Below are 25,421 nucleotides of genomic sequence, written 5' to 3' on the forward strand. Positions count from 1 at the left end.
CCGGCCGCTGGCCGGCACTACAGGATGGTCGGGAGCCGGCCAGCGGCCGGCACTACTGTCCTGCGGTGGCAGAGGCGTAAGTCCTTGATGCGCAAGTGGTGTCCCGAATTTGTCGACCGCGACAGCCATTTCAGACAATCCGTGGCGCAATCGGACCACCTGAAAGGCCGTGAGTTCCTTCACTTTCACAAACCCTCGACCCGGAAAGTCTCAGATCCGACATTTCATGTCACTGAAGTGCAGCTGAAACATTGTTGATCGGCCAGTCAGCCACTAGCGTCGCGATGGGCGGTTTGATTCAGGGGAACCGATCCACTCACCGGGCCGATCCGCGCCATCGATTTCAGCAGCCCCCGGATCGGACCTGGATTCTCAGCCGCGACGACGGCATTCACTGTCTGAAAGGGAAATCCGATGTCTCATGTCTCGCAACACCGTTTGCGTCACCGTGCATTGGTTGTACTGGGCGCGTCTGTTCTGTCGACCCTGCTGCTGGCCACCCCGGCGTTCGCCGGCGATGTGCAGTTGAGCGGCCTGTCCTCGGCGCCGACCCATCAGCGCTTCATCGTGAAGTACAAGGACGGCAGCACCGAGGTCGCCACCCCGACCGCGCTGGCCAGCTCGCTCAAGGCCGCCGCTGCGGCAGTGCCGGCCGCACAAGGCCGCGCGCTGGGACTGCAGAAGCTGCGTCAGCTGGCGATCGGCCCGACCGTGGTCAAGGCCGACCGGCCGCTGGACCGTGCCGAAGCCGAGCTGCTGATGCGTCGCCTGGCAGCCGACCCGGGCGTGGAATACGTCGAGGTCGACCAGCTGATGCAGGCGACCTTGGTGCCCAACGACACGCGTTTCTCCGAGCAGTGGGGCTTCGGCACCAGTAATGCTTCGATCAACGTGCGCCCGGCATGGGACAAGGCCACCGGCACCGGCGTGGTGGTCGCGGTGATCGACACCGGCATCACCAACCATCCCGACCTCAACGCCAACATCCTGCCCGGCTATGACTTCATCAGCGACGCGGCGATGGCGCGCGATGGCGGTGGCCGCGACAACAACCCCAACGACGAAGGCGACTGGTACGCCGCCAACGAATGCGGCTCGGGCATTCCGGCCTCCAACTCGAGCTGGCACGGCACCCACGTGGCCGGCACCGTCGCGGCGGTAACCAACAACAGCACCGGCGTGGCTGGTACGGCCTTCAATGCCAAGGTCGTCCCGGTGCGCGTGCTCGGCAAGTGCGGCGGCTACACCTCCGACATCGCCGACGCGATCGTCTGGGCCTCCGGCGGCACCGTCAGCGGCGTCCCGGCCAACGCCAATCCCGCCGAAGTGATCAACATGTCGCTCGGCGGTGGTGGCAGCTGCTCCACCACCTACCAGACCGCGATCAATGGCGCCGTCTCGCGCGGCACCACCGTGGTGGTCGCCGCGGGCAACAGCAGCACCAACGTCTCGTCCTCGGTGCCGGCCAACTGCGCCAACGTCATTGCCGTCGCCGCGACCACGTCGGCCGGCGCCCGTGCCAGCTTCTCCAACTACGGCACCGGCATCGACATCTCGGCGCCGGGGCAGGCGATTCTCTCCACCCTCAACAGCGGCACCACGGTCCCGGGCAGCGCCTCGTACGCGTCCTACAACGGCACCTCGATGGCGGCCCCGCATGTCGCCGGCGTCGTGGCCCTGGTCCAGTCCGTCGCCCCCACCGCGCTGAGCCCGGCGTCCATCGAGAGCCTGCTCAAGAGCACTGCACGTCCCCTCCCGGGCGCCTGCTCGGGTGGCTGCGGCGCAGGCATCGTCGACGCCGATGCGGCGGTGACGGCAGCGCTCAACGGCACCGGCCCGGGACCGGGTACCGGCACCGTGCTGCAGAACAACGTCCCGGTCACCGGCCTCGGCGCCGCCAGCGGTGCCTCGCTGGCCTACACCGTGGCCGTGCCGTCGGGCAGCAGCCAGCTGAAGGTCACCATCGCCGGCGGCAGCGGCGATGCCGATCTCTACGTCCGCTCCGGCAGTGCCCCGACGGATACCGTCTACACCTGCCGCCCGTACCTCAGCGGCAACAACGAAACCTGCACGATCAGCGCCCCCGCGGCCGGCACCTGGCATGTGCGGGTGAAGGCCTACTCGACCTTCTCCGGGGTCACCCTTACCGCGCAGTACTGATCGCGTTCCCATCGCACCAACGCAGAACGCCCCGGCATGCCGGGGCGTTCGTTTGATCTACACGCTTCGCCAGGGAGGGATTACGCCGCTTCGAACCGGTTGGCCGCCACGTTCTTGCGCACCTGCTCTGGATTCCAGATGCGGCCGTTCATCGCAATGTACACACCGCTCGGCAACGACTGCACCGCACCGATCGCACACCCGATGTTGAACTCCGCATCCGAGCCACGGAAGCGCGCCGGGCTCAGCGCACCGGTCATCACGATCGTCTTGTCGGTGATCGACTTCAGCACCTGGCCGGTCTGCACCATGGAGTCGGTCCCGTGCGTCACCAGCACATGCCGCGTCGGCTGCGCCGCGATCGTCGCGCGGATCAGCTCGCGGTCATCGTCGGTGATGTGCAGCGAATCCTTGCGCAGGATCGGAATCACATTGAAACGGAAGGTCACGCCCAGCTCGCGCAGGATCATCCCGATCTGCGGATCACCGATCTGATAGTCCGACTTGTCGTCGAAGTAGATCTTGTCGATCGTGCCACCGGTGGTGATGATCAGTAGTTCTTCCATTGCAAGCATCCTGGGTACCAGACAGAAGGGCACGGAACCGCCGCGCCGACCCGTAGATGATACGGCTGCCGCCCGCCGGATGCAGGCCCGCGACGCCGGGCGGTCAGCCAGCCGTTCTCTTCTGCCCGAAGCGCCGCCGCAGCCCCGGCGTGCTCGCCACCCCGATCACCGCCAGCGCAAGCCCGAGCTCGAGCCAGGCCCACAGCGCCACCTCCGGATGGCTCCAGGCGCTCATCACGCCGTGGCTGAACCAGAACAGCGCCAGCACGCCGGCCCAGAACATCGCCTTGCCGCGCCTCACCAGCACCCCCAGCGCCAGCAGCAGCGGCGGCAGGGTGAACACCAGCTGGGTGGCCAGCCAATGCTTGTCCTGCGCGAACCAGACCGCGAACAGCACCGCCAGCGCGACCAGCAGCAGGGCAAGCACGATCTCCTGCGCCCGCGTGCTCACGCCAGCCGCCGTGCGATATCAGCCACCCGCCGCCCCAGCGCCCGCGCCAGGATGCTCTCATCCTCGCTCGGCACCGGGTTGTCGTCCGCGCCGGCGACATGGCTGGCGCCATACGGCGTGCCGCCGGTGGTGGTGTGGCTCAGCGCCGGCTCGGTGAAGGGAATGCCGACGATCAGGCAGCCGTGGTGCAGCAGCGGCACCTGCATCGAGAGCAGGGTCGATTCCTGGCCCCCGTGCAGCGACGCCGTCGAGGTGAACACCCCCGCCGGCTTGCCGGCCAGCGTGCCGTTCACCCACTCCGCGCCCAGCCCGTCCAGGAAATGCTTCACCGGCGCGGCCATGTTGCCGAACCGGGTCGGGCTGCCCAGCAGCAGGCCCGTGCACTCGGCCAGGTCGACCACGCTCACATACGGTGCGCCGTCCTCGGGCACCGGCGGCAGCGCCGTCTGGGTCACCGCCGCCACCGGCGGCACCGTGCGCAGGCGCGCACTCATGCCCGGCACCTCACCGATGCCGCGGGCAATCTGGCGGGCAAGCCGTGCCACTGAACCGCCACGGCTGTAATACAGCACCAGGATCTCCGCCATTTCGCTTCCATCTCGTTGAGTCCGATGCGGCCAGTATGGCAACGCAGCCCGCTCAGGGCGAGGTCCGTGCATGCCGCACACCCGTCATCGGGTACCCTTGCGCCGATGGAACCTCTCGATACGATCAACCTGTGGATCGAACGCGTCCGGGACCGCGCACGCGCGACCAGCTTCGGCCGCTTCCTGTGGCGCCGCTTCCTCGATGACCGCCTGTTCCAGGCTGCCGCCTCGCTGGCCTACACCACGGTGTTCGCGCTGGTGCCGCTGGCCATCGTCGTGTTCGGGGTGCTCTCCGCGTTCCCGGTGTTCGACCGCTGGAGCGATACCCTCAGCGACTACGTGTTCTCGAACTTCGTGCCCAACGCGGCGCGTGCCGCCGAAGGCTACCTGCGGCAGTTCTCGGCCAGTGCCGGGCAGCTGACCGCCGCGGGCTTCATCGCCCTGGTGGTGTCGCTGCTGATCACCCTCAACAGCGTGGAGGAAACCTTCAACCAGATCTGGCGGGTGAGCTCCACCCGGCCGAAGTTGACCCGCTTCCTGGTTTACTGGACCGTGCTCACCCTCGGCGCGATGCTGGCCGCCGCCTCGCTCGCGGTCTCGGCGCGGGTGTTCGCGCTGCCGCTGTTCGGGACCAGCGAAGGCCGCTGGCTGGCCAACGTGTCGTTAACGGTCGCCCCGATCCTGATCGAGTTCATCTGCATCATGCTGGTCTACCGCGTGGTGCCGCACCACACGGTCAAATGGCGGCATGCCATTCCCGGTGCGATCCTGGCCGCGATCATGCTCGAGCTGGTCAAGTGGGGCATGGGCGCCTACCTGGGCAGCTTCCAGTCCTATCAGAAGCTCTACGGCACGGTCGCCTTCGTGCCGATCCTGCTGCTGTGGATCTACCTGTGCTGGGTGTCGGTGCTGCTCGGCGCCTCGCTGGCCTCTTCGATCGCCGCGTTCCGCTATCAGCCGGCCGACCTGCGCCTGCCGGTGGGCTATGAGATCTACGGCCTGCTGCGCCTGATCGGCCGGTTCCACCAGGCACGCGCCGAAGGCCGCAGCCTGGATGACGACGAGATCCTGAGGCTGGAGCCGATGCTGACCGACTCGCTGCTGCAGACCCTGCTCTGCGACCTTGAAGCGATCCGCGTGGTCCGTCGCGACGAGCGGGGCGAATGGCTGCTGGCACGCGATCTGGACAAACTCACTCTGGCCGACCTGTACGAGACCACGCAGATGCGTATCCCGATCAAGGAAGCCTACCTGCCGTATCGCGACGACAGCCTCGGCACGGCCTCGGTGGCTGCGCTGGACACGCTGCGCCTGCCGCTGCGCGAACTGCTCAAGCGCCGCGTCAGCGACATCTACACGATCCCTGGAGAAAAGCCATGACCGCCAAGCCCCTGCTGCTGGCCCTGGGCCTGCTGACGCTGGCCGCCTGCAACAAACCCGTCGCCCAGAGCGAGGCCACCGCGCCCGCCGCCCCGGCGCCGATCGAAGAACCGGCCGCGCCGCCGACGGAGGCCGTTCCGGCCACCGAGCGCAAGACCGTTGAACAGCCCACGCTCAAGGCCAAGGCGCTGGATGGCACCGAGTACGACCTGGCCGCGCACCGCGGCAAATGGGTGGTGGTGAACTTCTGGGCAACCTGGTGCGCGCCGTGCCGCAAGGAAATGCCCGAGCTGTCCGCGCTGCACGCGATGCGCAGCGAGATCGAAGTGGTCGGCCTGGCCTTCGAGGACATCGAGCCGGCCGAGATGAAGGCCTTCCTGGAGAAGCGTCCGGTCACCTATCCGATCGTGATCGTGGATACCTACAACCCGCCGGAAGACTTCGCGATCCCGCGCGGCCTGCCGATGACCTACCTGATCGCGCCGGATGGCAAGGTCGCCAAGGAATTCCTCGGCCCGGTCACCGCGCATGATATCGAAGCGCGGATCAAGGAAGGCTGAGCTTCACGGGCGTGCCGGCTGATACCCGGCATGCCTGCGCCTCGCTATGCCCGATAGATCCACGCCATGCGTGGATACGGGACGCATGAAGCATCCACGCATGGCGTGGATCTACGCGACAACGAAGGGTTCAATCGGCCTCAAGACCCCGAAGTGCTCCTTGTGCAGCTTGCCCTTCAGCGGCGGCAGCGCCAGCACGGGTTCGTCCACGCGGGTATCGGGCAGGCGGTCGAGCAGGTTGCGGATCAGGCCCAGACGCCCGCGTTTCTGGTCATTGAAGTCGACCAGGGTCCACGGCGCCGCGTCGTTGTGGGTCGCGCGCAGCATCGCTTCGCGGCTCTCGGTATAGGCGCTGTACTTGCTGCGTGACTTGAGATCCACCGGCGACAGCTTCCAGCCCTTGAGCGGATCGAGGTGACGCTCGGCGAAGCGCTTTTCCTGCTGTGCCTGGTCCACGCTCAGCCAGTACTTGAACAGCACGATGCCATCGTCGATCAGCAGCTTCTCGAACACCGGCGCCTGCGCCAGGAAGCTGCGGTACTGCGCTTCGGTGCAATAGCCCATGACATGCTCGACGCCGGCACGGTTGTACCAACTGCGGTCCATCAGCACGATCTCGCCGGCCGCAGGCAGGTGGGAGACATAGCGCTGGAAATACCATTGCGTGCTCTCGCGGTCGGTCGGCTTGGGCAGCGCGACCACCTTGCACTGGCGCGGATTGAGATGCTCGGCGATCGCCTGGATCGCGCCTCCTTTGCCGGCCGTGTCGCGGCCTTCGAACAGCACCAGCACGCGCTGCCCGGTGTGCTGCACCCAGCGCGCCATCGCCGCCAGTTCCAGTTGCATCGGTTCCAGCAGGGCCTGGTAGTCCTTGCGCTTGAGCTTGCCCATCGGCGTGCCTCGGTGATCCACGGAGAGCCCGAGCCTAGCGCAGCCGATGCTCAGGCGATGTGTGGGCCCTGCCAGCCACGCTCACGGGCAAGCGTTTCGATCACCTCGGTGAGGTCGTGCGCGAAGCCGGCCATGTCGAACAGACCGCTGTCCTCGCGCCGGCGTGCCAGCGTGGCGCGCGCCGCCTCCAGTGCAGCCGGGTCGTTGCCGAGCCGGAGGGCGGTGGCCACGAACGCCGCGTCGTCGGCCACGTTGAAATCGTGCATGCCCAGATGATGATTCAGGCTGCCGGCCACGCGCGAGGCGAACGTCGTGCCGGGGCAGGTCAGCACCGGGCAGCCGGCCCACAGCGCATCGGAGGCGGTGGTGTGGGCGTTGTAAGGGTGCGTGTCCAGGAACAGGTCGGCGTGCTGGTAACGCGCCAGATACTGCGGGTGGGGCAGGCGTGGCATGAACACCAGCCGCGCCGGATCCAGCTGTGCCTGGCGGGCCGCGCTGCGCAGCCGCGCATCGGCATTGCCCGGGCCGGACAGCAGCCACAACACGCTGCCGGGCACGCCCTGCAGCACCGCGAACAGCCGCTGCATGCTGCGCGGGTTGAGCTTGTAGCTGTTGTTGAAACAGCACAGCACCACGCCCTGCGCGGGCAGGCCGCAGTCTTCGCGCGAGGGCACCGGCTGCAGCACCCGGGTGTTGTCCGACGGCTGGAACGCGCGCGGCAGCCGCCGCACGTTCTCACTGAAGGCCGGCGCCATCGCCTCGGGGAGCACGAAGGCATCGGCCAGCACGTGATCGATCCACGCCGCGCCGGAGGTACCCGGGTAAGCCAGCCAGTTGATCTGCACCGGGGCCGGGCGCATCGCCAGCACCTGTGGGGTGCCCCCGCCACCCCAGCCACGCAGATCGAACAGCACATCGATGCCGGCCTCGCGGATGCGCCGGGCGATGATCTGGTGCGGCTGCGTGCTGACATCGTGCAGCGTGTCGGCCGCCTGCTGCAGGCGCTGTCGGATGGGGCTGCCGTCGTCCCCGGTGAGCGCGAACAGATGCAGCTCCAGCGTGCCGAGCGCACGCAGCTGCTCGAACAACGCGACGGTCAGCAGGCCGGTCGGATGTGCGCCGAAGCCGTTGGAGAGAAAGCCGACCCGCAGCGTGCCCTGCGGGCGGACCGTGGTTGGGGGCAGGCGGGCAATGCCCTCGGCCAGGGCGGCGGCGCGCTGGCGGGCGCAGGCGAGCTGCTCGGCGGCGCTGCTGTCTTCGCTGAGGAAGGCGAACGGTTCGACCACCGCCTGGCCCTGCGCGACGGCCTGGCGGACCTGCACCGACAACCGTTCCAGATCGCGCCAGTCGCACAGGCGACGCTGCCAGTTGAGCAGCTGCGCGGTGATGTAGGGCTCGCCCGGCAGCAGGCGATGCGCATGGCGATAGGCATCGGCGGCCGCTTCGGGCTGGCCGGCATCTTCCAGTGCGTGGCCGAGCCACAGGGTGATGCCGGGATGTTGTGGGGCGCGATCCGCCGCCTGGCGCAGCAGCGTGGCCGCCTCGCCGTGGCGACCCTGCATCCAGCGTGCGCGACCCAGCCGGGCCAGCGCTTCGGGATGGTCGCCGCGCAGCTGCAGGGCGCGCGTGGCGGCCTGTTCGCCCGCCCGCACATCGCCGGCCTCCAGCTCCGCGTCGGCCAGCATCACCCAGGCGATGAAGTCCGCCGGTTGCCGCTGCACGGCCTGGCGCAGCTGCAGGCGCTGCGGATCGGCACTCATCGCTGCCGCTCGGCGGCCGCCATGCTCAGTTGCCTTCCGCGAGCCGGGCCAGCTCGTCGGCCTGGTGTTCGTGGGTCAGGCGGCTGACCAGCGCATCCAGATCGCCGGTCAGGATGTTGGGCAGGTCGTACAGGGTCAGGCCTTCCACGCGGTGGTCGGTGATCCGCCCCTGCGGGAAGCTGTAGGTGCGGATGCGCTGGCTGCGGTCGCCACTGCCGACCTGCAGCCGGCGGCTTTCGGCCTGGGCCGCGGCCTGCTTGCTGCGTTCGGTATCCAGCAGCTGCGCCTTGAGGCGCTTCATCGCCTTGTCGCGGTTGGCGTGCTGGCTGCGCTCGGTCTGGCACTCCACCACCACGCCGCTGGGCAGGTGGGTGATGCGGATCGCCGATTCGGTCTTGTTGACGTGCTGGCCACCGGCGCCGGAGGAGCGGTAGGTGTCCACACGCAGGTCGGCCGGGTTGATCACCACGTCCTCGACATCGTCCGCCTCGGGGATGATCGCCACGGTCGCGGCCGAGGTATGGATGCGCCCCTGCGACTCGGTCGCCGGCACGCGCTGCACGCGGTGCGTGCCCGATTCGAACTTCAGCCGGGAGAACGCGCCACGGCCCACCACGCGCGCCACGACTTCCTTGTAGCCACCGTGTTCGCCCGGGTTGTCCGATTCGATTTCGACCTTCCAGCCCTGCCGCTCGGCATAGCGGGCGTACATGCGGAACAGGTCGCCGGCGAAGATCGCCGCCTCGTCGCCGCCGGTGCCCGCGCGCACTTCCAGGAACAGGTTGCCGTCATCGCGCGGATCGCGCGGCACCAGCAGCAGGGCCAGTTCTTCGTCCAGCTGCTGCAGGCGCTGCTGCGCGGCGGTGATTTCCTCGTCGGCCAGCTCGCGCAGGTCCGGATCGTCGCGCATCGCTTCGGCGGCGGCGAGATCGGCCTTGGCCCGGCCTTCGTCGGCCAGCGCGGTGGCGACCGGCTCCAGCTGCGAGAACTCGCGCGAGAGCGCGCGGAAACGGTCGTTGTCGCCGACCACGGCCGGGTCGGACAACAGGCGTTCGAGTTCTTCGCGGCGCTCGGCCAGCGCTTCGAGCTTACGGCGCAGGGTCGGCGTCATCTTTCCTCGCTACATCGTTACGCACGGCAGGGTGCTGGTAACCCGGCTTGGCCGGGAACAGGCGCTCGGCGGCGCGGGTGAGTTCAGTATCGCCGCTGAGCGCGGCCGCGCGCAGGGCGGCGGTCGGCGGGTGCAGCAGGCGGTTGGTCAGGCCGTGCGCGAGCAGCTCGAGCACTTCCTCCGGCGATTTGCCGTGGGCCAACTGCTGGCGGGCTTTCTCCAGCATCTCCACGCGGGTCGCTTCGCCATAGGCGCGCAGCTGCCGCAGCGGGGCCTGGTGTGCGCTGGCCTGCAGGGTTTCAACGAAGCGCGCGACCTGCAGCTCGATGATCGCTTCGGCCTCGGCCGCAGCTTCCCGACGGCTGCGGCGGTTGTCTTCGACCGCGCGCTCCAGATCGTCGACGGTGTACAGGAAGGCGTCGGCCAGTTCGCCCACGCCCGCCTCGATGTCACGCGGCACGGCCAGATCGAACAGCAGCATGGGCTTGTGCTTGCGGGTCTTCAGCGCGGCGGCCACCTGCGCCCGGGTGATCACCGGCTCACGCGCGGCCGTGGCCGAAAACACCACGTCGGCCTCGCCCAGATGACGGTCCAGCTCGCTCAGTGGCAGGGCGACCCCGCCGTGGCGGCTGGCCAGCTCCTGCGCATGCGCGAGGGTGCGGTTGGCGATCAGCAGCCGGCGCACGCGCCCTTCGCTGAGGTGGCGCGCGGCCAGCTCGATGGTCTCGCCGGCGCCGACCAGCAGCACGGTGGAATCCTCCAGCCGCGCGAACGAGTTCTGCGCCAGGCGCACCGCGGTGGAGGCCACCGAGACCGGGTTGGCGCCCACGCGGGTATCGGTGCGGGCGCGCTTGGCCACCGAGAAGGTCTGCTGGAACAACCGGTCCAGGCGCTGGCCGAGCAGGCCGTGATCGCGCGCCAGCGCCCAGGCATCCTTCACCTGCCCCAGGATCTGCGGCTCGCCCAGGACCATCGAGTCCAGCCCGGTAGCGACGCGGAACAGGTGGCGTACCGCATCGGCGTCGGCGTGCTGGTAGAGGTAGCCGTGCAGCGTGCCGGCATGCGACTCCAGCCACTGCGCCAGCGCGTCACCGGATTCGGCCACCGCGTACAGCTCGGTGCGGTTGCAGGTGGAGAGCAGGACCGCCTCGGCCACCTGCGGGGTATCGCGCAGCGACGCCAATGCCTGGGGCAGGGCGTCGCCGCCAAAGGAGGCGCGTTCGCGCAGTTCCACTGGCGCGGTCTGGTGATTCAGTCCGAGCACCCACAGGGTCATTGTTCAGTTGCTTGCGATAAGCTGCTGGCCATTCAAGTCGTCATTTTAAGGCTCAGATGCCCCCGATGCCCGCATTGATTCGCATCTCCAGCGTTCTGCTGCTGTCTTTGTTCACCGCCAACGCCCTGGCCGCCCCTCCGGCAGCCCCGGGCAAGGCCAAGGACAGCGCGGTCGAGGCGGTCCCCCTGGCCCCGGTCATGGCGGGCGAATTCGCCCTGCAGGCCGGCAAACTGGGCGATGCCGCACGCTGGTACCTGGAGGCGGCCGAGGCCAGCGACGGCGATGCCGGGCTGGCCGAGCGCGCCGCCCGGATCGCCATGCTGGCCAACGATGACAAGCGTGCCGCCCGCGCGCTGGCCCTGTGGGAGCAGCGCGCACCGCGCTCGCTGGCCATGCGCAGCAGCACGGCCGCGCTGGACATGCGCCAGAACAAGATGAAAGCCGCCCGCACCGAACTGCAGGCCCTGCTCAAGGATCCCGACCCGACCGCGTGGAAGTTCGCGATCGGTGCCCTGGTCAGCGGCGGCAGCGATCCTAAGGTGCCGGCCCAGGTGCTCGGCGAGCTGGTCGATGCCAATGCGATCCCCGACCGTCTGGAGGTCTGGCAGGAGTTCGGCCGCCTGGCGATGCGCATGGAGCAGCCCGAGCTGGCCCGGCGCATGGTCGATGAGGTGGTCAGGCGCTTCCCCGATGAACCGCGCGTGGCCCTGCTGCATGCCAGCCAGCTCAACCAGGCCGGCAAGACCGATGAGGCCCTGGCCCTGTTGAAGGGCGTGGAGCCCAAGACCACCCGGGATCCCGAGCTGCGCAACGCGGTGGCGATCTCCTACGACCTGATGGGGCAGCCTGCGGCGGCCGAGCGCGTGCTGGCGGTCGGTCCGCAGGATGTGCAGACCTACGGCATGCGCGCCTCGCTGCTGGCGAAGCAGAAGGACGATCCGGGCCTGCTGGCGCTGTATACCGATATCTCGAAGCAGGCGACCAAGCCGGATCCGGCCCAACGCCTGCTGCTGGGCAAGATCGCCGAGTACCTCAAGCGCTACGAGGAGGCGGTCAACTGGTACCACAGCGTGCCAGGTGGCCCGGAACGCGATGAGTCGCGCCTGCGCGCGGCCAATGCGCAGAACGAACTGGGCCGCACCGACAAGGCGCTGGCCGAGGTGCACGCGATCCAGTCCGATGCGACCGTCGATGACGATGCCCGCCGCGACGCCTATCTGTTGGAAGCCGAGCTGCGCCAGCGCGGCAACGATGATGCCGGCGAGCTGGATGCGCTGGCCCGTGGCCTGGCCGCGTATCCGGATGAGAACGCGCTGCTGTATGCCCGCGCGCTGGCCTGGGAGCGCCGCGATGACATCCCGCGCGCCGAGGCCGACCTGCGCAAGGTGCTGGTCACCGACCCGGAGAACATCGCCGCGCTCAACGCGCTCGGCTACACCCTGGCCGACCGCACGCAGCGTTATCAGGAGGCACTGGAGCTGATCGACCGCGCGCGCGTGGCCGAGCCGGACAACGCCGCCATCGTCGACAGCTACGGCTGGGTGCTGTATCGCCTGGGCCGCAATGAAGAAGCGCTGGTGCAGCTGCGCCGCGCCTGGACCCTGTCCAAGGACCCGGAGATCGCCGCGCACGTGGGCGAGGTGCTGTGGGTATTGAACAAGAAGGACGAGGCGCGCCACTTCTTTGAAGAGGCCCGCAAGCTCGACCCGGACAATCGCGCCCTGCAGCGCGTGATCGAGAAATACGGCGTATGAATCTGGTGTCCCTGAAGGCCGCGTTCGCCGCGGCCGTGGCGTTGTCGCTCTCCGCCTGCGTGTCGCTGGATGAGCGCAAGGCCCCCTCCGCTCCGACCGTGGTCAACACCGTCTCGGCCGCTGCACAGCAGGCCGAGACCGAACGCGTCGCCGCCGTGCGCGCGCAGCCGGCCTGGTCATTCCAGGGCCGGGTGGCAATCAGCAAGGGGCGCAACGGTGGCAGCGGCCGCATCGACTGGCAGCAGCAGGCGGCCGGGTATGTGGTCGAGCTCAGCGCGCCGGTCACAAGGCAGAGCTGGAAGCTGACCGGCGACAGCCATCACGAGGGCGGCCGCCTGGAAGGTCTGGAAGGCGGCACGCGCGAGGGCGAGGATGCCCAGCAGGTGCTGCTGGAGGCCACCGGCTGGGATATCCCGGTCAACCAGCTGCCCGATTGGGTGCGCGGCCTGGTCGCCGACGCGGCCCCGGCCGAGCGCATCGAACGCGATGGCGACGGGCGCCCGCGTCGGGTGCAGCAGATGGGCTGGGAGATCCAGTACCTCGACTGGTACCCGGCCGAAGCCGGTCGCCCGGTGCTGCCGCGCCGGATCGAAGCGGTCAATGGCGACGCGAAGGTGCGCCTGGTGGTCGACAGCTGGGTGCTGGCCGGCCCATGAGCATGCTGGATGCGGCCGATGGCGGGTCGACCTGGCCGGCCCCGGCCAAGCTGAACCTGTTCCTGCACATCACCGGGCGGCGCCCGGACGGGTATCACCAGCTGCAGACCGTGTTCCGGCTGCTCGACTGGGGGGATCGCATCCACCTGCGGGTGCGGGACGATGGCCGGGTCCGGCGTGAAGGCGTCTCGGTCGCCGGGGTGGCCGAGGCCGATGATCTGGCAGTGCGTGCCGCCCATCTTCTGAAGAATGCGGCGAATGTCGCCCAAGGCGCCGACATCGGCGTCGAAAAGGTGGTGCCGGCGGGCGGCGGCTTCGGCGGCGGTTCGTCCGACGCCGCTACCGTCCTGGTCGCCTTGAACCGTCTCTGGAACACCGGGCTGGACGCGGATGCGCTCGCCGCGCTGGGTCTGCAGCTGGGCGCGGACGTGCCGGTCTTCGTGCGCGGGCACAACGCCTGGGCCGAAGGCGTGGGCGAACTGCTCACCCCGATGGCGTTGCCGCCGGCCTGGTTCGTGCTGGTCCATCCGGGCGTTCACGTGCCGACACCGGCACTTTTCGCATCACCGGATTTGACGCGGGATGCCCCAGTGGCGAAAATAGCGGACTTCGCTTCCGGGTCTTTGCTCGGGAATGCGTTCGAGCCGGTCCTGCGCCGCCGCGAACCTGCCGTAGAGGCAGCGCTCGCGGCGTTGAGCAGTATCGGCCGGGCACGACTCACCGGGTCGGGAAGCGGTTGTTTCGTCGAGTTCGCCACGCGCGCTGCTGCAGAGCAGGGCCTGGCGCGATTGCCGAAGGAACTGCGGGCATGGGTGGCTGCGGGCGTGGAGCGCTCGCCACTGCTTGATGTACTCGAGCGTTACTGATTTTGATGCAGGGGCGTCGCCAAGAGGCCCAAGGCACCAGGTTTTGATCCTGGCATTCGGAGGTTCGAATCCTCCCGCCCCTGCCACTAGCGGATATCTGCCGCGACTCCATGCGCATGTCTGCGCGGGCGCGGTGCATACGCCGCGGTGTTGTCACCGCAGACACCTCCGGGTGCCGGCGGCCCAGTTCTCCGCCAATCGCTCCCGCCCGAGACCGTCATGATGCAAGAACACCCCAACCTGCTGGTATTTTCCGGCAACGCCAACAAGCGCCTTGCGCAGAGCATCTGCAAGGAACTGGGGGTGCGGCCCGGCAAGGCATTGGTGTCGCGCTTCTCCGATGGTGAGGTGCAGGTCGAGATCGAGGAAAACGTCCGCAAGCAGGACGTCTTCGTCATCCAGCCGACCTGTGCGCCCAGCGCCGAGAACCTGATGGAACTGCTGGTCCTGATCGATGCGCTCAAGCGCGCCTCGGTCAACAGTGTCACCGCCGTGGTGCCGTATTTCGGCTACTCGCGCCAGGATCGTCGCATGCGCTCCTCGCGCGTGCCGATCACCGCCAAGGTGGCTGCAAAGATGTTCAGCGCTGTCGGGGCTGACCGGGTACTGACGGTGGATCTGCACGCCGACCAGATCCAGGGCTTCTTCGACATGCCGGTGGACAATGTGTACGCCTCGCCGCTGCTGCTCGCCGATATCTGGCGCGCCTACGGCACGGAGAACCTGATCGTGGTGTCCCCGGACGTGGGTGGTGTGGTGCGCGCGCGCGCCGTCGCCAAGCGCCTGGACGATGCCGATCTGGCGATCATCGACAAGCGCCGCCCGCGCGCCAACGTCTCCACCGTGATGAACATCATCGGTGACGTCGAAGGCAAGACCTGCGTGATGGTCGATGACATCGTCGATACCGCCGGCACCCTGTGTGCGGCCGCTGCAGCCCTGAAGGCGCGTGGCGCCCTCAAGGTCGCCGCGTACTGCACCCACGCCGTGCTCTCGGGCCCGGCGGTGGACAACATCAACAACTCCCAGCTCGATGAGCTGGTGGTGACCGACACCATCCCGCTGCGTGAAGAGGCGCGGGTGTGCAGCAAGATCCGCCAGCTCAGCGTGGCGGAAATGCTGGCCGAGACGATGCGCCGCATCGCCTTCGGTGAGTCGGTCAGCTCGCTGTACGTGGATTGATTTTTCCGCCCGCCGGCAACGGCGGGTGGTTTCCCGGGGACATCTGGTCGCGGATGTTCCCTCATCGCTTCGCCATCACGGCGGGGCAAACAACGAAGGTAGTAAACCAGCATGGCCAAGAATCATGAAATCAAGGTCGTCCAGCGCGAACTGCAAGGCAAGGGTGCGAGCCGCCGCCTGCGTGGCGCTGGCCAGATCCCGGCGATCATCTACGGCGGCGACGTCGAGCCGAGCGTCATCCAGCTCAACCACAACGAAATCTGGCTGGCCCAGCAGAACGAGTGGTTCTACTCGTCCATCCTGGACCTGAACCTGGACGGCAAGGTCACCAAGGTGCTGCTGCGTGACATGCAGCGCCACCCGTTCAAGCAGCTGATCCTGCACCTGGATTTCCTGCGCGTGAACGAGAACGAAGCGCTGACCGCCAACGTCCCGCTGCACTTCATCAACGAAGACACCTCGCCGGCCGGCAAGGCTGCCGACGTCGTGGTCACCCACGAACTGAAGGAAGTGAGCATCACCTGCCTGCCGAAGGACCTGCCGGAATCGATCGACGTCGACCTGGCCGACCTGAAGGCTGGTGACGTGATCTACCTGTCGGACATCAAGCTGCCGAAGGGCGTCGAGATCCCGGCCCTGGCCCAGGGCAAGGACCATGACGACGCGATCGTCACCGCCAAGCTCGGCAAGGAAGAAGCTGCCGACGAAGCGCCGGCTGCAGAGTAAGTGATTGCGGCGCCTGTCCTTCGGGGCAGGCGCCGTTTCTGTATGTACCGGCACAGGGCTGGTACCGACGAAAGAAGAGTAATGACAGGATTGCGATTGATCGTTGGTCTGGGCAACCCCGGACCCGAGCACGCCCAGACCCGGCACAATGCCGGGTTTCGTTTCATTGACGCCCTGGTCGAACAGGCCGGCGCGCGCTGGAGCGTGGACAGCAAGTTGTTCGGCGAGACCGCCAAGGTCGAGATCGCCGGCCAGCCGGTATGGCTGCTCAAGCCCGCGACCTTCATGAACCTCAGTGGCAAATCGGTCACCGCGGCGCAGCGCTTCTGGAAGATCGAACCGGAAGAGACGCTGCTGGCGCACGACGAACTGGACCTGCCGCCCGGCGTGGCACGGCTCAAGTTCGACGGTGGCCATGGCGGCCAGAATGGCCTGCGCGACACCATCCGCTTGCTTGGCCATGGCCGGTTCCACCGCCTGCGCATCGGCATCGGCCATCCCGGTCACAAGGATCGCGTGGTCCCGTGGGTGCTGGGGCGTGCCAGCAAGGACGATGATGTGCTTATCGGCCATGCGGTCAACGATGCGATCGACGTCCTGCCGCTGGCAGTACGCGGCGATTTCAGTGAAGCGATGAAGCGGCTGCACACCCCGAAGTAGCGTGGCCGGTAGCTGACGTTACCGGTAGGTACCGACCGTTGGTCGGTACGGAGAATGATTGGAAAAGCAGCGCCGAACGTCGCTGTTTCCCCAATCACTTTCACCCCAGAGGTTGTCAAAGATGGGTATCAAATGCGGCATCGTCGGTCTGCCCAACGTCGGCAAATCGACCCTGTTCAATGCGCTGACCAAGGCGGGCATCGCGGCGGCCAACTTCCCGTTCTGCACGATCGAACCGAACGTCGGCATCGTGCCGGTGCCGGATCCGCGCCTGAACGTGCTGGCCGCGATCATCAACCCGCAGAAGGTCATCCCGACCGCGGTGGAGTTCGTCGACATCGCCGGCCTCGTCGCCGGCGCTGCCAGTGGTGAAGGCCTGGGCAACAAGTTCCTGGCCCACATCCGCGAAGTGGATGCGATCACCCACGTGGTGCGCTGCTTCGAGAACGCCGACGTCATCCACGTCAACAACAAGGTGGACCCGCTCTCGGATATCGACACCATCGATACCGAACTGGCCCTGGCCGATCTGGACAGCGTCGAGAAGGCCCTGAACCGCGCCGAGCGCGCTGCCAAGGGTGGCGACAAGGAAGCGGCCGCCCGCAAGCCGGTGCTGGCCAAGCTGCAGTCCGCGCTGGCCGACGGCAAGGCCGGTCGTACCGCCGGCCTGGACGAGGAAGAGAAGGCGCTGGTCCGTGACCTGTTCCTGCTGACGCTCAAGCCGGTGATGTACATCGCCAACGTGCTGGAAGACGGCTTCGAGAACAACCCGCACCTGGATGCCGTGCGTGCCCGTGCCGCCGAAGAGGGCGCGCAGGTCGTGCCGGTCTCGGCTGCGATCGAAGAAGAGCTGTCCCAGCTCGACGACGAAGACCGCGATACGTTCCTGGCCGACCTGGGCCTGTCCGAGCCGGGCTTGAACCGCGTGATCTACGCGGCCTACCAGCTGCTGGGCCTGCAGACCTACTTCACCGCAGGCGTGAAGGAAGTCCGCGCGTGGACCGTGCGCAAGGGCGCCACCGCCCCGCAGGCCGCCGCCGTCATCCACACCGACTTCGAGAAGGGCTTCATCCGCGCCGAAACCATCGCGTATGACGACTTCATCAAGTACAAGGGTGAAGCCGGTGCCAAGGAAGCGGGTCGTCTGCGTCTGGAAGGCAAGGAATACCGCGTCCAGGAAGGCGACATTCTGCACTTCCGCTTCAACGTCTGAGTTCCTCGCACGTTGATGCCCGAACGCCCCGCCTCGCGCGGGGCGTTTGCGTTTGTGCCGAGCACATTCCGCACCAGAGTGGGCTGGATAAAAAATGACCAGGCATCGAAACCCTTGCCTGGTATGTCTCCGCCTCACTTGTCCACAGCAAACCCCCACGCCTCTCCACGCACCGTGTGGAAAACCCCTGCGCGGTAGTGTCGGCCGCTGGCCGGCACCCCGGCGCACCCGCCCGCACGCGACGTGGTCAATTTATGACCACCACTGAAAACCGTTGCAGTGCATCGCTCACCCGGGGTTGTCCACAGCAAACCCCCATCGCTTTCCACGGTGTGTGTGGAAAACCGCGATCTGCGGCTGGACAAAATATCGCCACGCCCTGAAAGCGTTGCGCTGCATGGCTTGCATGCACTTGTCCACATCAAACCCCCATGGGTTTCCACGGGGGGTGTGGAAAAGACGCCGGTGCATGCAGTGTTTCCCGCGGCATGCATCGTCAAGGGCAGAAGCGCCGCACGGTCTCGGGTGCTAGGCCGACTCGTCCACGTCGCGCACCTGCTTCAGGATACCGACAAGGCTGATTGCTCTTTATCAAGTAGTTGTATGGCTGCGTGGCCGGCCCGGCTGGATAATTCCGCGGCGCCAGCCCACACGATGGATTCATTCGCTGGCAGCCACCTTCATCCGGAGCACCCGTGAGCGAGCCTCTCTCAATTGCTGCGCAGATCCATGTCCCCGCCGCGCTGTTCGAGCAGTGGCTCAAACAGCCGTTGCCGGACGAGCGGCAGGTGCTCGATGCCCTTGCAGACCTGCTCGACACTGCGGACTGCAACCCGGAAGAGCTGTTCCTTTGCCAGTACCTGCCCGAACAGCAGGTGCTGCTGTTCTTTCTGAGCGATGGCAGAAATCTGCAGGACGCGGTCCCGCAACTGGATCTGTTCCGGTGTCTGGCTTCACTGTCAGGGGAGGAGGCCAAAGGCTACGTGGCTGTGGGTCGGTATCCCTATGGTGGGATGGGCGAGGAGGGCGTGTGGCGCGTCGGCAAGGGCAGGCTGGGCAAGGTACGTGGCCTGTCATCAGATGCGATGGCGGAGCTGGATCCTCTGCTTGCCAAGCTGATTGCGTGGATGCCCGAGCAGCAGCGCCATCAGAAGGCGCTCTACTTCCGAAAGCTGGTGCTGCGCTTCAACAAGCGTGGCAACGCCTTCGTGCGCAGGGCCACGCCAGGCCGCCCCCTGTGGTTTGGCGACGAGTACATCACCGACGGGAAGCACGTGTACTACGGGTCCTCCCGCCTCGCATCCGCTCGGCGAGTCGAAGAAGCGGACCCTTTTCACTTCCGTCGGGTGGCTGGCCTGATCTGGCGGGACGGCAACCGCCTGTATTTCAAGGATCGACCCATCGCCGGATTGCAGGAGCGTTTCCGCGTGGTTGGAAACGCGGTAGTGGTGGGCAATCACGCATACGTTGCGGACCGCGATGGCCGTGACTTCGCCTGCGATGAGGTTGACCCGGCGCGCTTCAAACGCTTGTGCAGGGACAGCGACTACTACGGCGACGGCGCCAGGATCTGGTACGGCATGGAACGTCTTCCCGAATCCCCGGATACGTTCGAGATTCTTGAGGCAGGTATCGCGCGTGGGCGTAACGCTGTGTATCGACATGGGGTGGTCTGCGCGGGCATTGATGCTGCATCGCTGGTGCGCCTGGGGAATGGTTTCTTCCAAGACCGTGAGCAGCTGTGGTTCCACGACTCGACCGGATCCATGTTCATTGCACTGGGACGCTGCGCGCCAGGGGCGCCCAAGGTGCAGGGTCCGTGGTGCAGGGACGAGACCCGCGTCTGGTTCCATGAGCATCAGCTTGCTGACGCGGATCCCTGCTCCTTTCAACCCGTGAGCTACCCCTACGCAGCTGATGCCCGCCATGTGTGGTGCCAACAGCACCGTGAGGTTGACCCCGAGGTGATTGCTGCGGTACGCGCCGCGTGGACCAGGTTGGCATCCGCAGGGGACTGACGCTGGCCACAGCAGCCCTGTCCGGGTCGTGGCCAAACGCAGGCCATGAAAAGCACAAAGCCCGCCATGCGGCGGGCCCTGTGCAGGTCCAGAAACCGCGCTTACAGCGCCGAACCGCCAAACTTGTGCGTGTACTGCAGGTTGATCGTCCGGCCCACCGTATCGAACCAGGACACGTCGTAGTACGGATACGGCGTATACGTCGCATCCTTCGGCGGCAGCTTGTTGGCGATGTTGACCACCGACAGCGACAGGCGCGAATGATCGTCGAAGCGGTACTGCAGCGACACGTTGTAACGGTACGTCGCGCCGATCCACGGGCTGTCGCCGCTGTCCGGATCGAAGCTCTGGTCGTAGCTGTCGTAGGTCGGCAGCCTGCCCAGGCGCGAGCCGTACAGCGTGGCCGACCACGCCGCGTTCTCCCAGGTCACGCTCGCACTGGTCTTGGTGCGCGGGATATCGAAGCCGCTGTTGACCGCGAACTGGTCTTCGACCACATCGCCCTCGAACTGCTGGAAATCGTGCGTCTTCACCCAGGTGTGGTTGCCACTGAAGATGAAGTCGCCGATCCCGGTGCCCAGGCGGTAGCGCAGGCCCACGTCGATGCCGCGCGTGGTCTCGCGCGCGATGTTGATCGGGCTCACATGCACGCCGTAGAGGCGGCCATCGCTGGTGCGGGTGACCCGGCTGATCGCATCCACGCAGGTCGGCGAGGCCGCATCGGCGCCGCCCAGGCGGCAGGCTGCCTCATCGCGCAGGATCGTGCTCACGTCCATGTCCTGCACCTGGTCGCGCATGTCGATGTCGAACCAGTCCACCGACAGGTCCAGCCCCACCGCTGGCGACCACACGAAGCCGGCACTCCACGAGGTGCTCGTTTCCGGATCCAGCTTGCGATTGCCTTCGCGCGTGCGGATGAGGTTCTCCTCGTAATCCGAGCAGTCATCACCGCCGTCCACCGCACAGGCGTAATAGTCATTGGCGCTGGTTTCGTCATTGCCCGGGCCGGCATACACATAGTGCAGGTCCGGCGCGCGGAAGGCGGTGCCGTAGGAGCCGCGCACCAGCAGGGTCTCGATCGGGCGCCATTCCAGGCCGCCACTCCAGGTCGCCTTGCCGATGGTGTTGCCCGAGTAGCGATACTGGTCGAAGCGGCCGGCCACGCTGAGGTTGAACGTGTCGTGCAGCGGCAGGCGCAGCTCGGCGGCGGTCGCCCAGCGGTTGCGGCTGCCGTGGCCGTCCGAATCCTTCCAGCTGTAATAGTAGTACTGCGTCGCCAGCGGGTCCGGATTCAGTGCATAGGACTGGTTGCCGAACTCGGCCGTCGCCGCGAAGCCGGCCTTGCCGCCCGGCAGCTCGAACAGCTCGCCGTTGGTCAGGGTAAGCGCGGCGGTATCGGTGCGCGACTTCGGCGTATAGGTGGTGCGTGCGGCGATCGAGTCGTACTCGCTGCGGCTCAGCGGCCGGTACAGGCGCGCCGGGTCGGCGTTGAAAACCGGGAACACGTTGTCGTCGTCATCGGTGTACTCGCCCAGCTGCTCGCCCAGGAACAGCGCATTGGCCTTGGCAGCGATGATCTGCGGCCAGCGGATGCGGGACTGGTACTGCGAGTGGCTCAACGACGCCTCGTACTCCCAGTCCGCACCGAGTGCGCCCTTGAAGCCGGTGGTCACACTGAAGGTCTTCTGCGTGCTGCGCACCATGCCGTTGTTCAACCCGCCCATCTCTTCCGGAGAGAACTGGCGCTGCCAGAACTCCACCTGGTCGGTGGCCTGGTTGTAGAAGTAGCCGTCTTCATTGCCGTCGGCGGCCATGCGGCCCCACTGGGTCACATCGCGCATCAGCGCCAGGTCGTGGTAACCCATCTGCACATCGGCGAACCATTCCGCGCCGTTGTCGAAGGCGTAGCGCAGCGCGGCATAGCCGTTGGCGCCCCGGCGCTTGCTCAGGATCGTGCCGTAGCCGATCGACCGGTCGCTGCCGCAGTAGAAGCCGTAGCGCGCACGCTCGGCGTACTGGGTGCTGCCGTTGTTCTGGCCGGCCAGCGCATCGCAGGTGGCCTGGCCCGGATCGAGGTAGTCATCGTTGTAGTCGGTGCGCAGGTAGGCGCGCCGCGCGGCACGCGCGCTCTCGGTCGGTGCATCCAGGGTGGAATCCTGCTGGCTGCGCTCATACGCCCACAGCGGCGTCTGCGACTGGAGTTCCAGGCTGTAGACCGCGCTGAAGCGGCCGGCGTCGAAGCCACTGGCGATGCTCATGTCGAAGGACTCACCGCCGCCTTCGCTGGTGGTGCCCATGCGCATGTCGACCGTGGTGCCATCGACCTGCTTCTTCAGGATGAAGTTCACCACGCCGGCAATGGCGTCCGAGCCGTAGATCGCCGAGGCACTTCCGGTCAGCACTTCGATGCGCTCGATCATCCCGATCGGGATGTTGGAGACGTCGGTGAAGTTGCTGCGGCCCTGGAAGGGCATCGGGAAATCGGCGATGCGGCGGCCGTTGACCAGCACCAGGGTGTGGTTGGGGCCGAGGCCGCGCAGGTCGACCTGCTGCGCACCGGGGGAGAAGTCCGCGCCGCTGGAGGACTGCTGGCTCTGGGTCTCACCCCCGTTCTGGGTCATCGAGCGCAGCACGTCCGGCACGCTGGTGAAGCCGCTGGCCTGGATCTGCTCGGCGGTGATGACGGTGACCGGGGCCGGCCCCTCCACCTGCGCGCGCGGAATGCGCGAGCCGGTGACCTGCACCGTATCCAGTTGCTGCACCCCGGGGGCGGACGTCTGGGCAGCCGCGGTTGCGGCCACACCCATCAACGCCAGCTGGATCGACCACGCCATCGCCTGTTTACGCATGAGAATTCTCGAGAAGAAAGTGTCGGCCTCGAGGGAGGCCTGTCCCCCATTCACATTTCGCGAATGGACGGCGCGCATTTAACGCCTTTTTTACGGGGTTGACCACTGCGAATTTCTCTGGCAAAGAGTGAAAGCGCTTTCAGGCCCGTTTTATTCAGGGAGGTCAACGTGCACAAGGGTTTCCGGCCGATCCATTCCCTCCTGTGGCTGTTGCTCGCCGCGCTCTCGCTCCCCCTCCACGCCCAGGATTCGCGCAGTCTGCAGGACCCGGGCTATCGCTATTACGAGGTGGGCGCCCTGGACGCCCCGCGCGCCACCCATACCGAGCCGGCGATGATGCTGATGGGCGGTGGCGAGTGGGTGCCGGTCGCGTTCCAGTGGTGGCTGGCGCGTGCCGGTCACGGCCGGGTGGTGATCCTGCGCGCCTCCGGCGCCGATGAGCTGCAGAACCGGCTCTACCGGGAGATCGGCGGGGCGGCCTCGGTACAGACCCTGGTGTTCAACAGCCGGCGCGCGGCCGACGACCCGGCGGTGCTGGGGGTGATCGCCGCTGCCGATGCGATCTTCATCGCCGGCGGCGACCAGTCGCGCTATATCCGATTCTGGAAGGGCACGCCGGTGAACGAGGCGCTCAATGCGCACGTCCGCGCCGGGCGACCGATCGCCGGGACCAGTGCCGGGTTGGCCATCCTGGGGGGCTACAGCTACGGCGCCCTGGATGGCGGCAGCGTGACGTCCCGGCGCGCGCTGCGCGATCCGATGGGCCGGGCGGTGACGCTGGACAGCGATTTCCTGGCCATGCCGTACCTGGCCAACGTGGTCACCGATACCCATTTCGGCAAGCGCGACCGGCTCGGCCGCCTGATCGTATTCGTGGCCCGTGCCGCCCAGCGCAGCGGGCAGCAGGACATGGTCGGCCTCGGCGTGGATGAAGACACCGCGCTGTGCGTGGAAGCCGACGGCACCGGCCAGGTGTACAGCCGCGATGGCGGCTATGCGTGGCTGGTGATGCCGCAGCACACCGCCGATCGCCTGCGTGGCGGTAAACCGCTGGATTTTCTCGCCATCCCGGTGACCGGGGTAGGCGAGGGCAGTCGCCTGCACCTGGATGGCTTCCGGGTGGACGACGCGGCGTTCGAGATCACGGCTGACATCCGTGCGGGGCGCCTGCAGCTGCGCCGGTAGATCCACGCCATGCGCGACAAAACAGCCACGCGCGTGGGTGGCCCGCCGCGCGTGCCATGATGAGGCCTCGTCCCTTGAGAGTGCCTGCCCATGTCGCGTTCTGCTGTGGTGGTGTTGTCGCTGTGCCTGTCGCTCCCGCTGGCGGCCACCGCCGCCGAGCCGGTGCTGGTCATCCATGGCGGAGCGGGAGTGGAGCGCAAGGATCTCTCGCCCACCGAGGAAAAAGCCGCGCGCGAGGCCCTGCAGCAGGCGCTGTTGAAAGGCCATGCCGCGCTGGCGGCGGGCAAGCCGGCCCTGGAAGCCGTCACCGCGGCGATCACCGTGCTCGAGGACGATCCCACCTTCAATGCCGGCAAAGGGGCGGTATTCACCCACGACGGTCGCAATGAACTGGATGCCTCGCTGATGGACGGCGCCACGCTCAAGGCGGGCGCGGTGGCCGGCGTGCAGCGCGTGCGCAATCCGATCCTGCTCGCCGAAGCGGTGATGCAGCATTCTCGGCACGTGATGATGGTCGGGCAGGGCGCCGAGGCGTTCGCCAGCAGCCAGGGCATTGCCCTGGTGGATCCGTCCTACTTCCGCACCGACAAGCGCTGGCAGCAGCTGCAGAAGGCGCTGAAAGAAGAGGCCGGTGGCCAGGCCCATGCGGATCTGGAAACGGCGCGCCACTTCGGCACGGTTGGCGCGGTCGCACTGGACAAGGACGGCAAGCTCGCCGCGGGCACCTCCACCGGCGGCATGACCAACAAGCGCTATGGCCGTGTCGGCGACTCACCGATCATCGGCGCCGGCACCTACGCCGATGCAGGGTGTGCGGTGTCCGGCACGGGCTGGGGCGAGTACTACATCCGCACCGCGGCCGCGCACGATATCTGCGCGCGCGTGCAGTACCTCAAGCAGGGGCCGGTGGAAGCCGGGCGTGCCGTGATCAACGAGCGCATTCCCTCCCTTGGCGGAGATGGTGGCGCGATCGTACTGTCCGCCGATGGCCGCGCCGCGACGCCGTTCAACACCCAGGGCATGTATCGCGGCTGGATCGGTGCCGATGGCGTGCCGCATGTGGCCATCTTCGCCAGCGAAACCCTGGCCTTGCCGGGCCAATAGCCCGTCCCGGCAGGGCAATTCGAAATTCATGTGAAAAAATTCAAAAAGGTTGTTGACAGAACCCCCGTTTATCCCCAAAATTCACGGCTCTTCCACCCCACACCGAAAACGCTTCGGCGCCACGGGACAGGGTGGTAAGGAGGGATACCCAAGCGGCCAACGGGGGCAGACTGTAAATCTGCTGGCTTACGCCTTCGGTGGTTCGAATCCACCTCCCTCCACCAGTTTCATGTTGTGGCAAGAGCTTCCGATGCGGGAGTAGTTCAATGGTAGAACCTCAGCCTTCCAAGCTGATGGTGCGGGTTCGATCCCCGTCTCCCGCTCCATTGAATGAGTTTGAATATATTCAAATTCGTGCCATAATACAAAACTCGCTCACGTAGCTCAGTCGGTAGAGCACCTCCTTGGTAAGGAGGAGGTCGAAGGTTCGATTCCTTTCGTGAGCACCATCTAAGTGCCACCAATT

General features: G+C 66.9%; 22 protein-coding genes and 4 tRNA genes. 17 read left to right on the plus strand and 9 right to left on the minus strand.

Annotated features, from left to right (window positions below):
* On the minus strand, positions 1 to 189 hold a 189-nt coding region (locus HH110_RS19335; protein WP_206677562.1), incomplete at its 3' end, for a hypothetical protein.
* 225 nt (positions 190 to 414) lie between these two features.
* Here HH110_RS19335 and HH110_RS17580 point away from each other — a divergent pair.
* Positions 415 to 2,160 (plus strand): S8 family peptidase, encoded by a 1,746-nt coding sequence (locus HH110_RS17580; RefSeq protein ID WP_176990853.1) that lies wholly within the window; start codon positions 415 to 417, stop codon positions 2,158 to 2,160.
* An 80-nt stretch (positions 2,161 to 2,240) separates the two neighbouring features.
* Here the strand turns inward: HH110_RS17580 and HH110_RS17585 are convergent, their stop codons facing one another.
* From HH110_RS17585 to wrbA, 3 genes are all read right to left on the minus strand, one after another.
* Positions 2,241 to 2,726, minus strand: coding sequence for an asparaginase domain-containing protein (locus HH110_RS17585; RefSeq protein WP_121044584.1), 486 nt, complete (start codon positions 2,724 to 2,726; stop codon positions 2,241 to 2,243).
* 103 nt (positions 2,727 to 2,829) lie between these two features.
* Entirely contained in the window at positions 2,830 to 3,177 is a 348-nt protein-coding gene (locus HH110_RS17590) for a DUF2069 domain-containing protein (protein WP_176990854.1), read from the minus strand.
* A complete protein-coding gene (gene wrbA / locus HH110_RS17595) occupies positions 3,174 to 3,764 on the minus strand; it encodes an NAD(P)H:quinone oxidoreductase (RefSeq protein ID WP_176990855.1) in 591 nt (196 codons plus the stop codon). Before wrbA ends, HH110_RS17590 begins: the two co-directional genes overlap by 4 nt.
* Before the next feature lie 105 nt (positions 3,765 to 3,869).
* Here wrbA and HH110_RS17600 point away from each other — a divergent pair, with 105 nt between their 5' ends.
* Positions 3,870 to 5,144 carry a YihY family inner membrane protein gene (locus HH110_RS17600; RefSeq protein ID WP_176990856.1) on the plus strand — a complete coding sequence of 425 codons (1,275 nt, stop codon included), beginning with the start codon at positions 3,870 to 3,872 and terminating at the stop codon, positions 5,142 to 5,144.
* Positions 5,141 to 5,704 (plus strand): TlpA disulfide reductase family protein, encoded by a 564-nt coding sequence (locus tag HH110_RS17605; protein ID WP_176990857.1) that lies wholly within the window; start codon positions 5,141 to 5,143, stop codon positions 5,702 to 5,704. The genes HH110_RS17600 and HH110_RS17605 overlap by 4 nt, the downstream gene beginning before the upstream one ends.
* Positions 5,705 to 5,815: 111 nt before the next feature.
* Here HH110_RS17605 and ppk2 read toward each other — a convergent pair whose 3' ends face one another.
* From ppk2 to hemA, 4 genes are read right to left on the minus strand one after another with little or no spacing between them, the layout of a single operon-like run.
* On the minus strand, positions 5,816 to 6,595 hold the full coding sequence (gene ppk2, locus HH110_RS17610; protein WP_176990858.1) for a polyphosphate kinase 2: 780 nt from the start codon (positions 6,593 to 6,595) through the stop codon (positions 5,816 to 5,818).
* Between the two features lie 50 nt (positions 6,596 to 6,645).
* Positions 6,646 to 8,355 (minus strand): tetratricopeptide repeat protein, encoded by a 1,710-nt coding sequence (locus HH110_RS17615; RefSeq protein WP_176990859.1) that lies wholly within the window; start codon positions 8,353 to 8,355, stop codon positions 6,646 to 6,648.
* A 25-nt stretch (positions 8,356 to 8,380) separates the two neighbouring features.
* Positions 8,381 to 9,466, minus strand: coding sequence for a peptide chain release factor 1 (gene prfA / locus HH110_RS17620; RefSeq protein WP_176990860.1), 1,086 nt, complete (start codon positions 9,464 to 9,466; stop codon positions 8,381 to 8,383).
* A complete protein-coding gene (gene hemA / locus HH110_RS17625; protein WP_176990861.1) occupies positions 9,444 to 10,742 on the minus strand; it encodes a glutamyl-tRNA reductase in 1,299 nt (432 codons plus the stop codon). The genes prfA and hemA overlap by 23 nt, the downstream gene beginning before the upstream one ends.
* Positions 10,743 to 10,807: 65 nt before the next feature.
* On the opposite strand from hemA, the gene HH110_RS17630 reads away from it, so the two are divergent.
* From HH110_RS17630 to HH110_RS17670, 9 genes are all read left to right on the plus strand, one after another.
* A complete protein-coding gene (locus tag HH110_RS17630) occupies positions 10,808 to 12,496 on the plus strand; it encodes a tetratricopeptide repeat protein (RefSeq protein WP_176990862.1) in 1,689 nt (562 codons plus the stop codon).
* Positions 12,493 to 13,152 (plus strand): lipoprotein insertase outer membrane protein LolB, encoded by a 660-nt coding sequence (gene lolB / locus HH110_RS17635; RefSeq protein WP_176990863.1) that lies wholly within the window; start codon positions 12,493 to 12,495, stop codon positions 13,150 to 13,152. The genes HH110_RS17630 and lolB overlap by 4 nt, the downstream gene beginning before the upstream one ends.
* A 2-nt stretch (positions 13,153 to 13,154) precedes the next feature.
* Positions 13,155 to 14,018 (plus strand): 4-(cytidine 5'-diphospho)-2-C-methyl-D-erythritol kinase, encoded by an 864-nt coding sequence (gene ispE / locus HH110_RS17640; RefSeq protein WP_176990881.1) that lies wholly within the window; start codon positions 13,155 to 13,157, stop codon positions 14,016 to 14,018.
* Positions 14,019 to 14,027: 9 nt separating this feature from the next.
* A tRNA-Gln gene (locus tag HH110_RS17645) sits at positions 14,028 to 14,104 on the plus strand.
* Between the two features lie 136 nt (positions 14,105 to 14,240).
* Entirely contained in the window at positions 14,241 to 15,200 is a 960-nt protein-coding gene (locus tag HH110_RS17650; protein ID WP_026070235.1) for a ribose-phosphate diphosphokinase, read from the plus strand.
* Positions 15,201 to 15,311: 111 nt separating this feature from the next.
* Positions 15,312 to 15,926, plus strand: coding sequence for a 50S ribosomal protein L25/general stress protein Ctc (locus tag HH110_RS17655; protein WP_102789571.1), 615 nt, complete (start codon positions 15,312 to 15,314; stop codon positions 15,924 to 15,926).
* A gap of 81 nt (positions 15,927 to 16,007) precedes the next feature.
* Positions 16,008 to 16,586, plus strand: coding sequence for an aminoacyl-tRNA hydrolase (gene pth, locus HH110_RS17660; protein WP_176990864.1), 579 nt, complete (start codon positions 16,008 to 16,010; stop codon positions 16,584 to 16,586).
* Between the two features lie 121 nt (positions 16,587 to 16,707).
* Positions 16,708 to 17,799, plus strand: coding sequence for a redox-regulated ATPase YchF (ychF, locus tag HH110_RS17665; RefSeq protein WP_176990865.1), 1,092 nt, complete (start codon positions 16,708 to 16,710; stop codon positions 17,797 to 17,799).
* Between the two features lie 695 nt (positions 17,800 to 18,494).
* Positions 18,495 to 19,817: a DKNYY domain-containing protein gene (locus HH110_RS17670; RefSeq protein ID WP_176990866.1), complete on the plus strand. Its 1,323-nt coding sequence runs from the start codon at positions 18,495 to 18,497 to the stop codon at positions 19,815 to 19,817.
* A 101-nt stretch (positions 19,818 to 19,918) separates the two neighbouring features.
* Here HH110_RS17670 and HH110_RS17675 read toward each other — a convergent pair whose 3' ends face one another.
* Entirely contained in the window at positions 19,919 to 22,666 is a 2,748-nt protein-coding gene (locus HH110_RS17675; RefSeq protein ID WP_176990867.1) for a TonB-dependent siderophore receptor, read from the minus strand.
* 168 nt (positions 22,667 to 22,834) lie between these two features.
* On the opposite strand from HH110_RS17675, the gene HH110_RS17680 reads away from it, so the two are divergent.
* The 5 genes from HH110_RS17680 (at position 22,835) to HH110_RS17700 (ending at position 25,404) form a co-directional block, all read left to right on the plus strand.
* On the plus strand, positions 22,835 to 23,851 hold the full coding sequence (locus tag HH110_RS17680; protein ID WP_176990868.1) for a Type 1 glutamine amidotransferase-like domain-containing protein: 1,017 nt from the start codon (positions 22,835 to 22,837) through the stop codon (positions 23,849 to 23,851).
* Between the two features lie 90 nt (positions 23,852 to 23,941).
* Entirely contained in the window at positions 23,942 to 24,955 is a 1,014-nt protein-coding gene (locus tag HH110_RS17685; protein WP_176990869.1) for an isoaspartyl peptidase/L-asparaginase family protein, read from the plus strand.
* A 138-nt stretch (positions 24,956 to 25,093) separates the two neighbouring features.
* Positions 25,094 to 25,179 (plus strand) — tRNA-Tyr (locus HH110_RS17690).
* 28 nt (positions 25,180 to 25,207) lie between these two features.
* Positions 25,208 to 25,281 (plus strand) — tRNA-Gly (locus tag HH110_RS17695).
* 47 nt (positions 25,282 to 25,328) lie between these two features.
* A tRNA-Thr gene (locus HH110_RS17700) sits at positions 25,329 to 25,404 on the plus strand.
* Positions 25,405 to 25,421 lie beyond the last annotated feature (17 nt).

It is taken from the genome of Stenotrophomonas sp. SAM-B (genome assembly GCF_013387485.1).
GTDB classification, from domain to species: domain Bacteria; phylum Pseudomonadota; class Gammaproteobacteria; order Xanthomonadales; family Xanthomonadaceae; genus Stenotrophomonas; species Stenotrophomonas maltophilia_AA.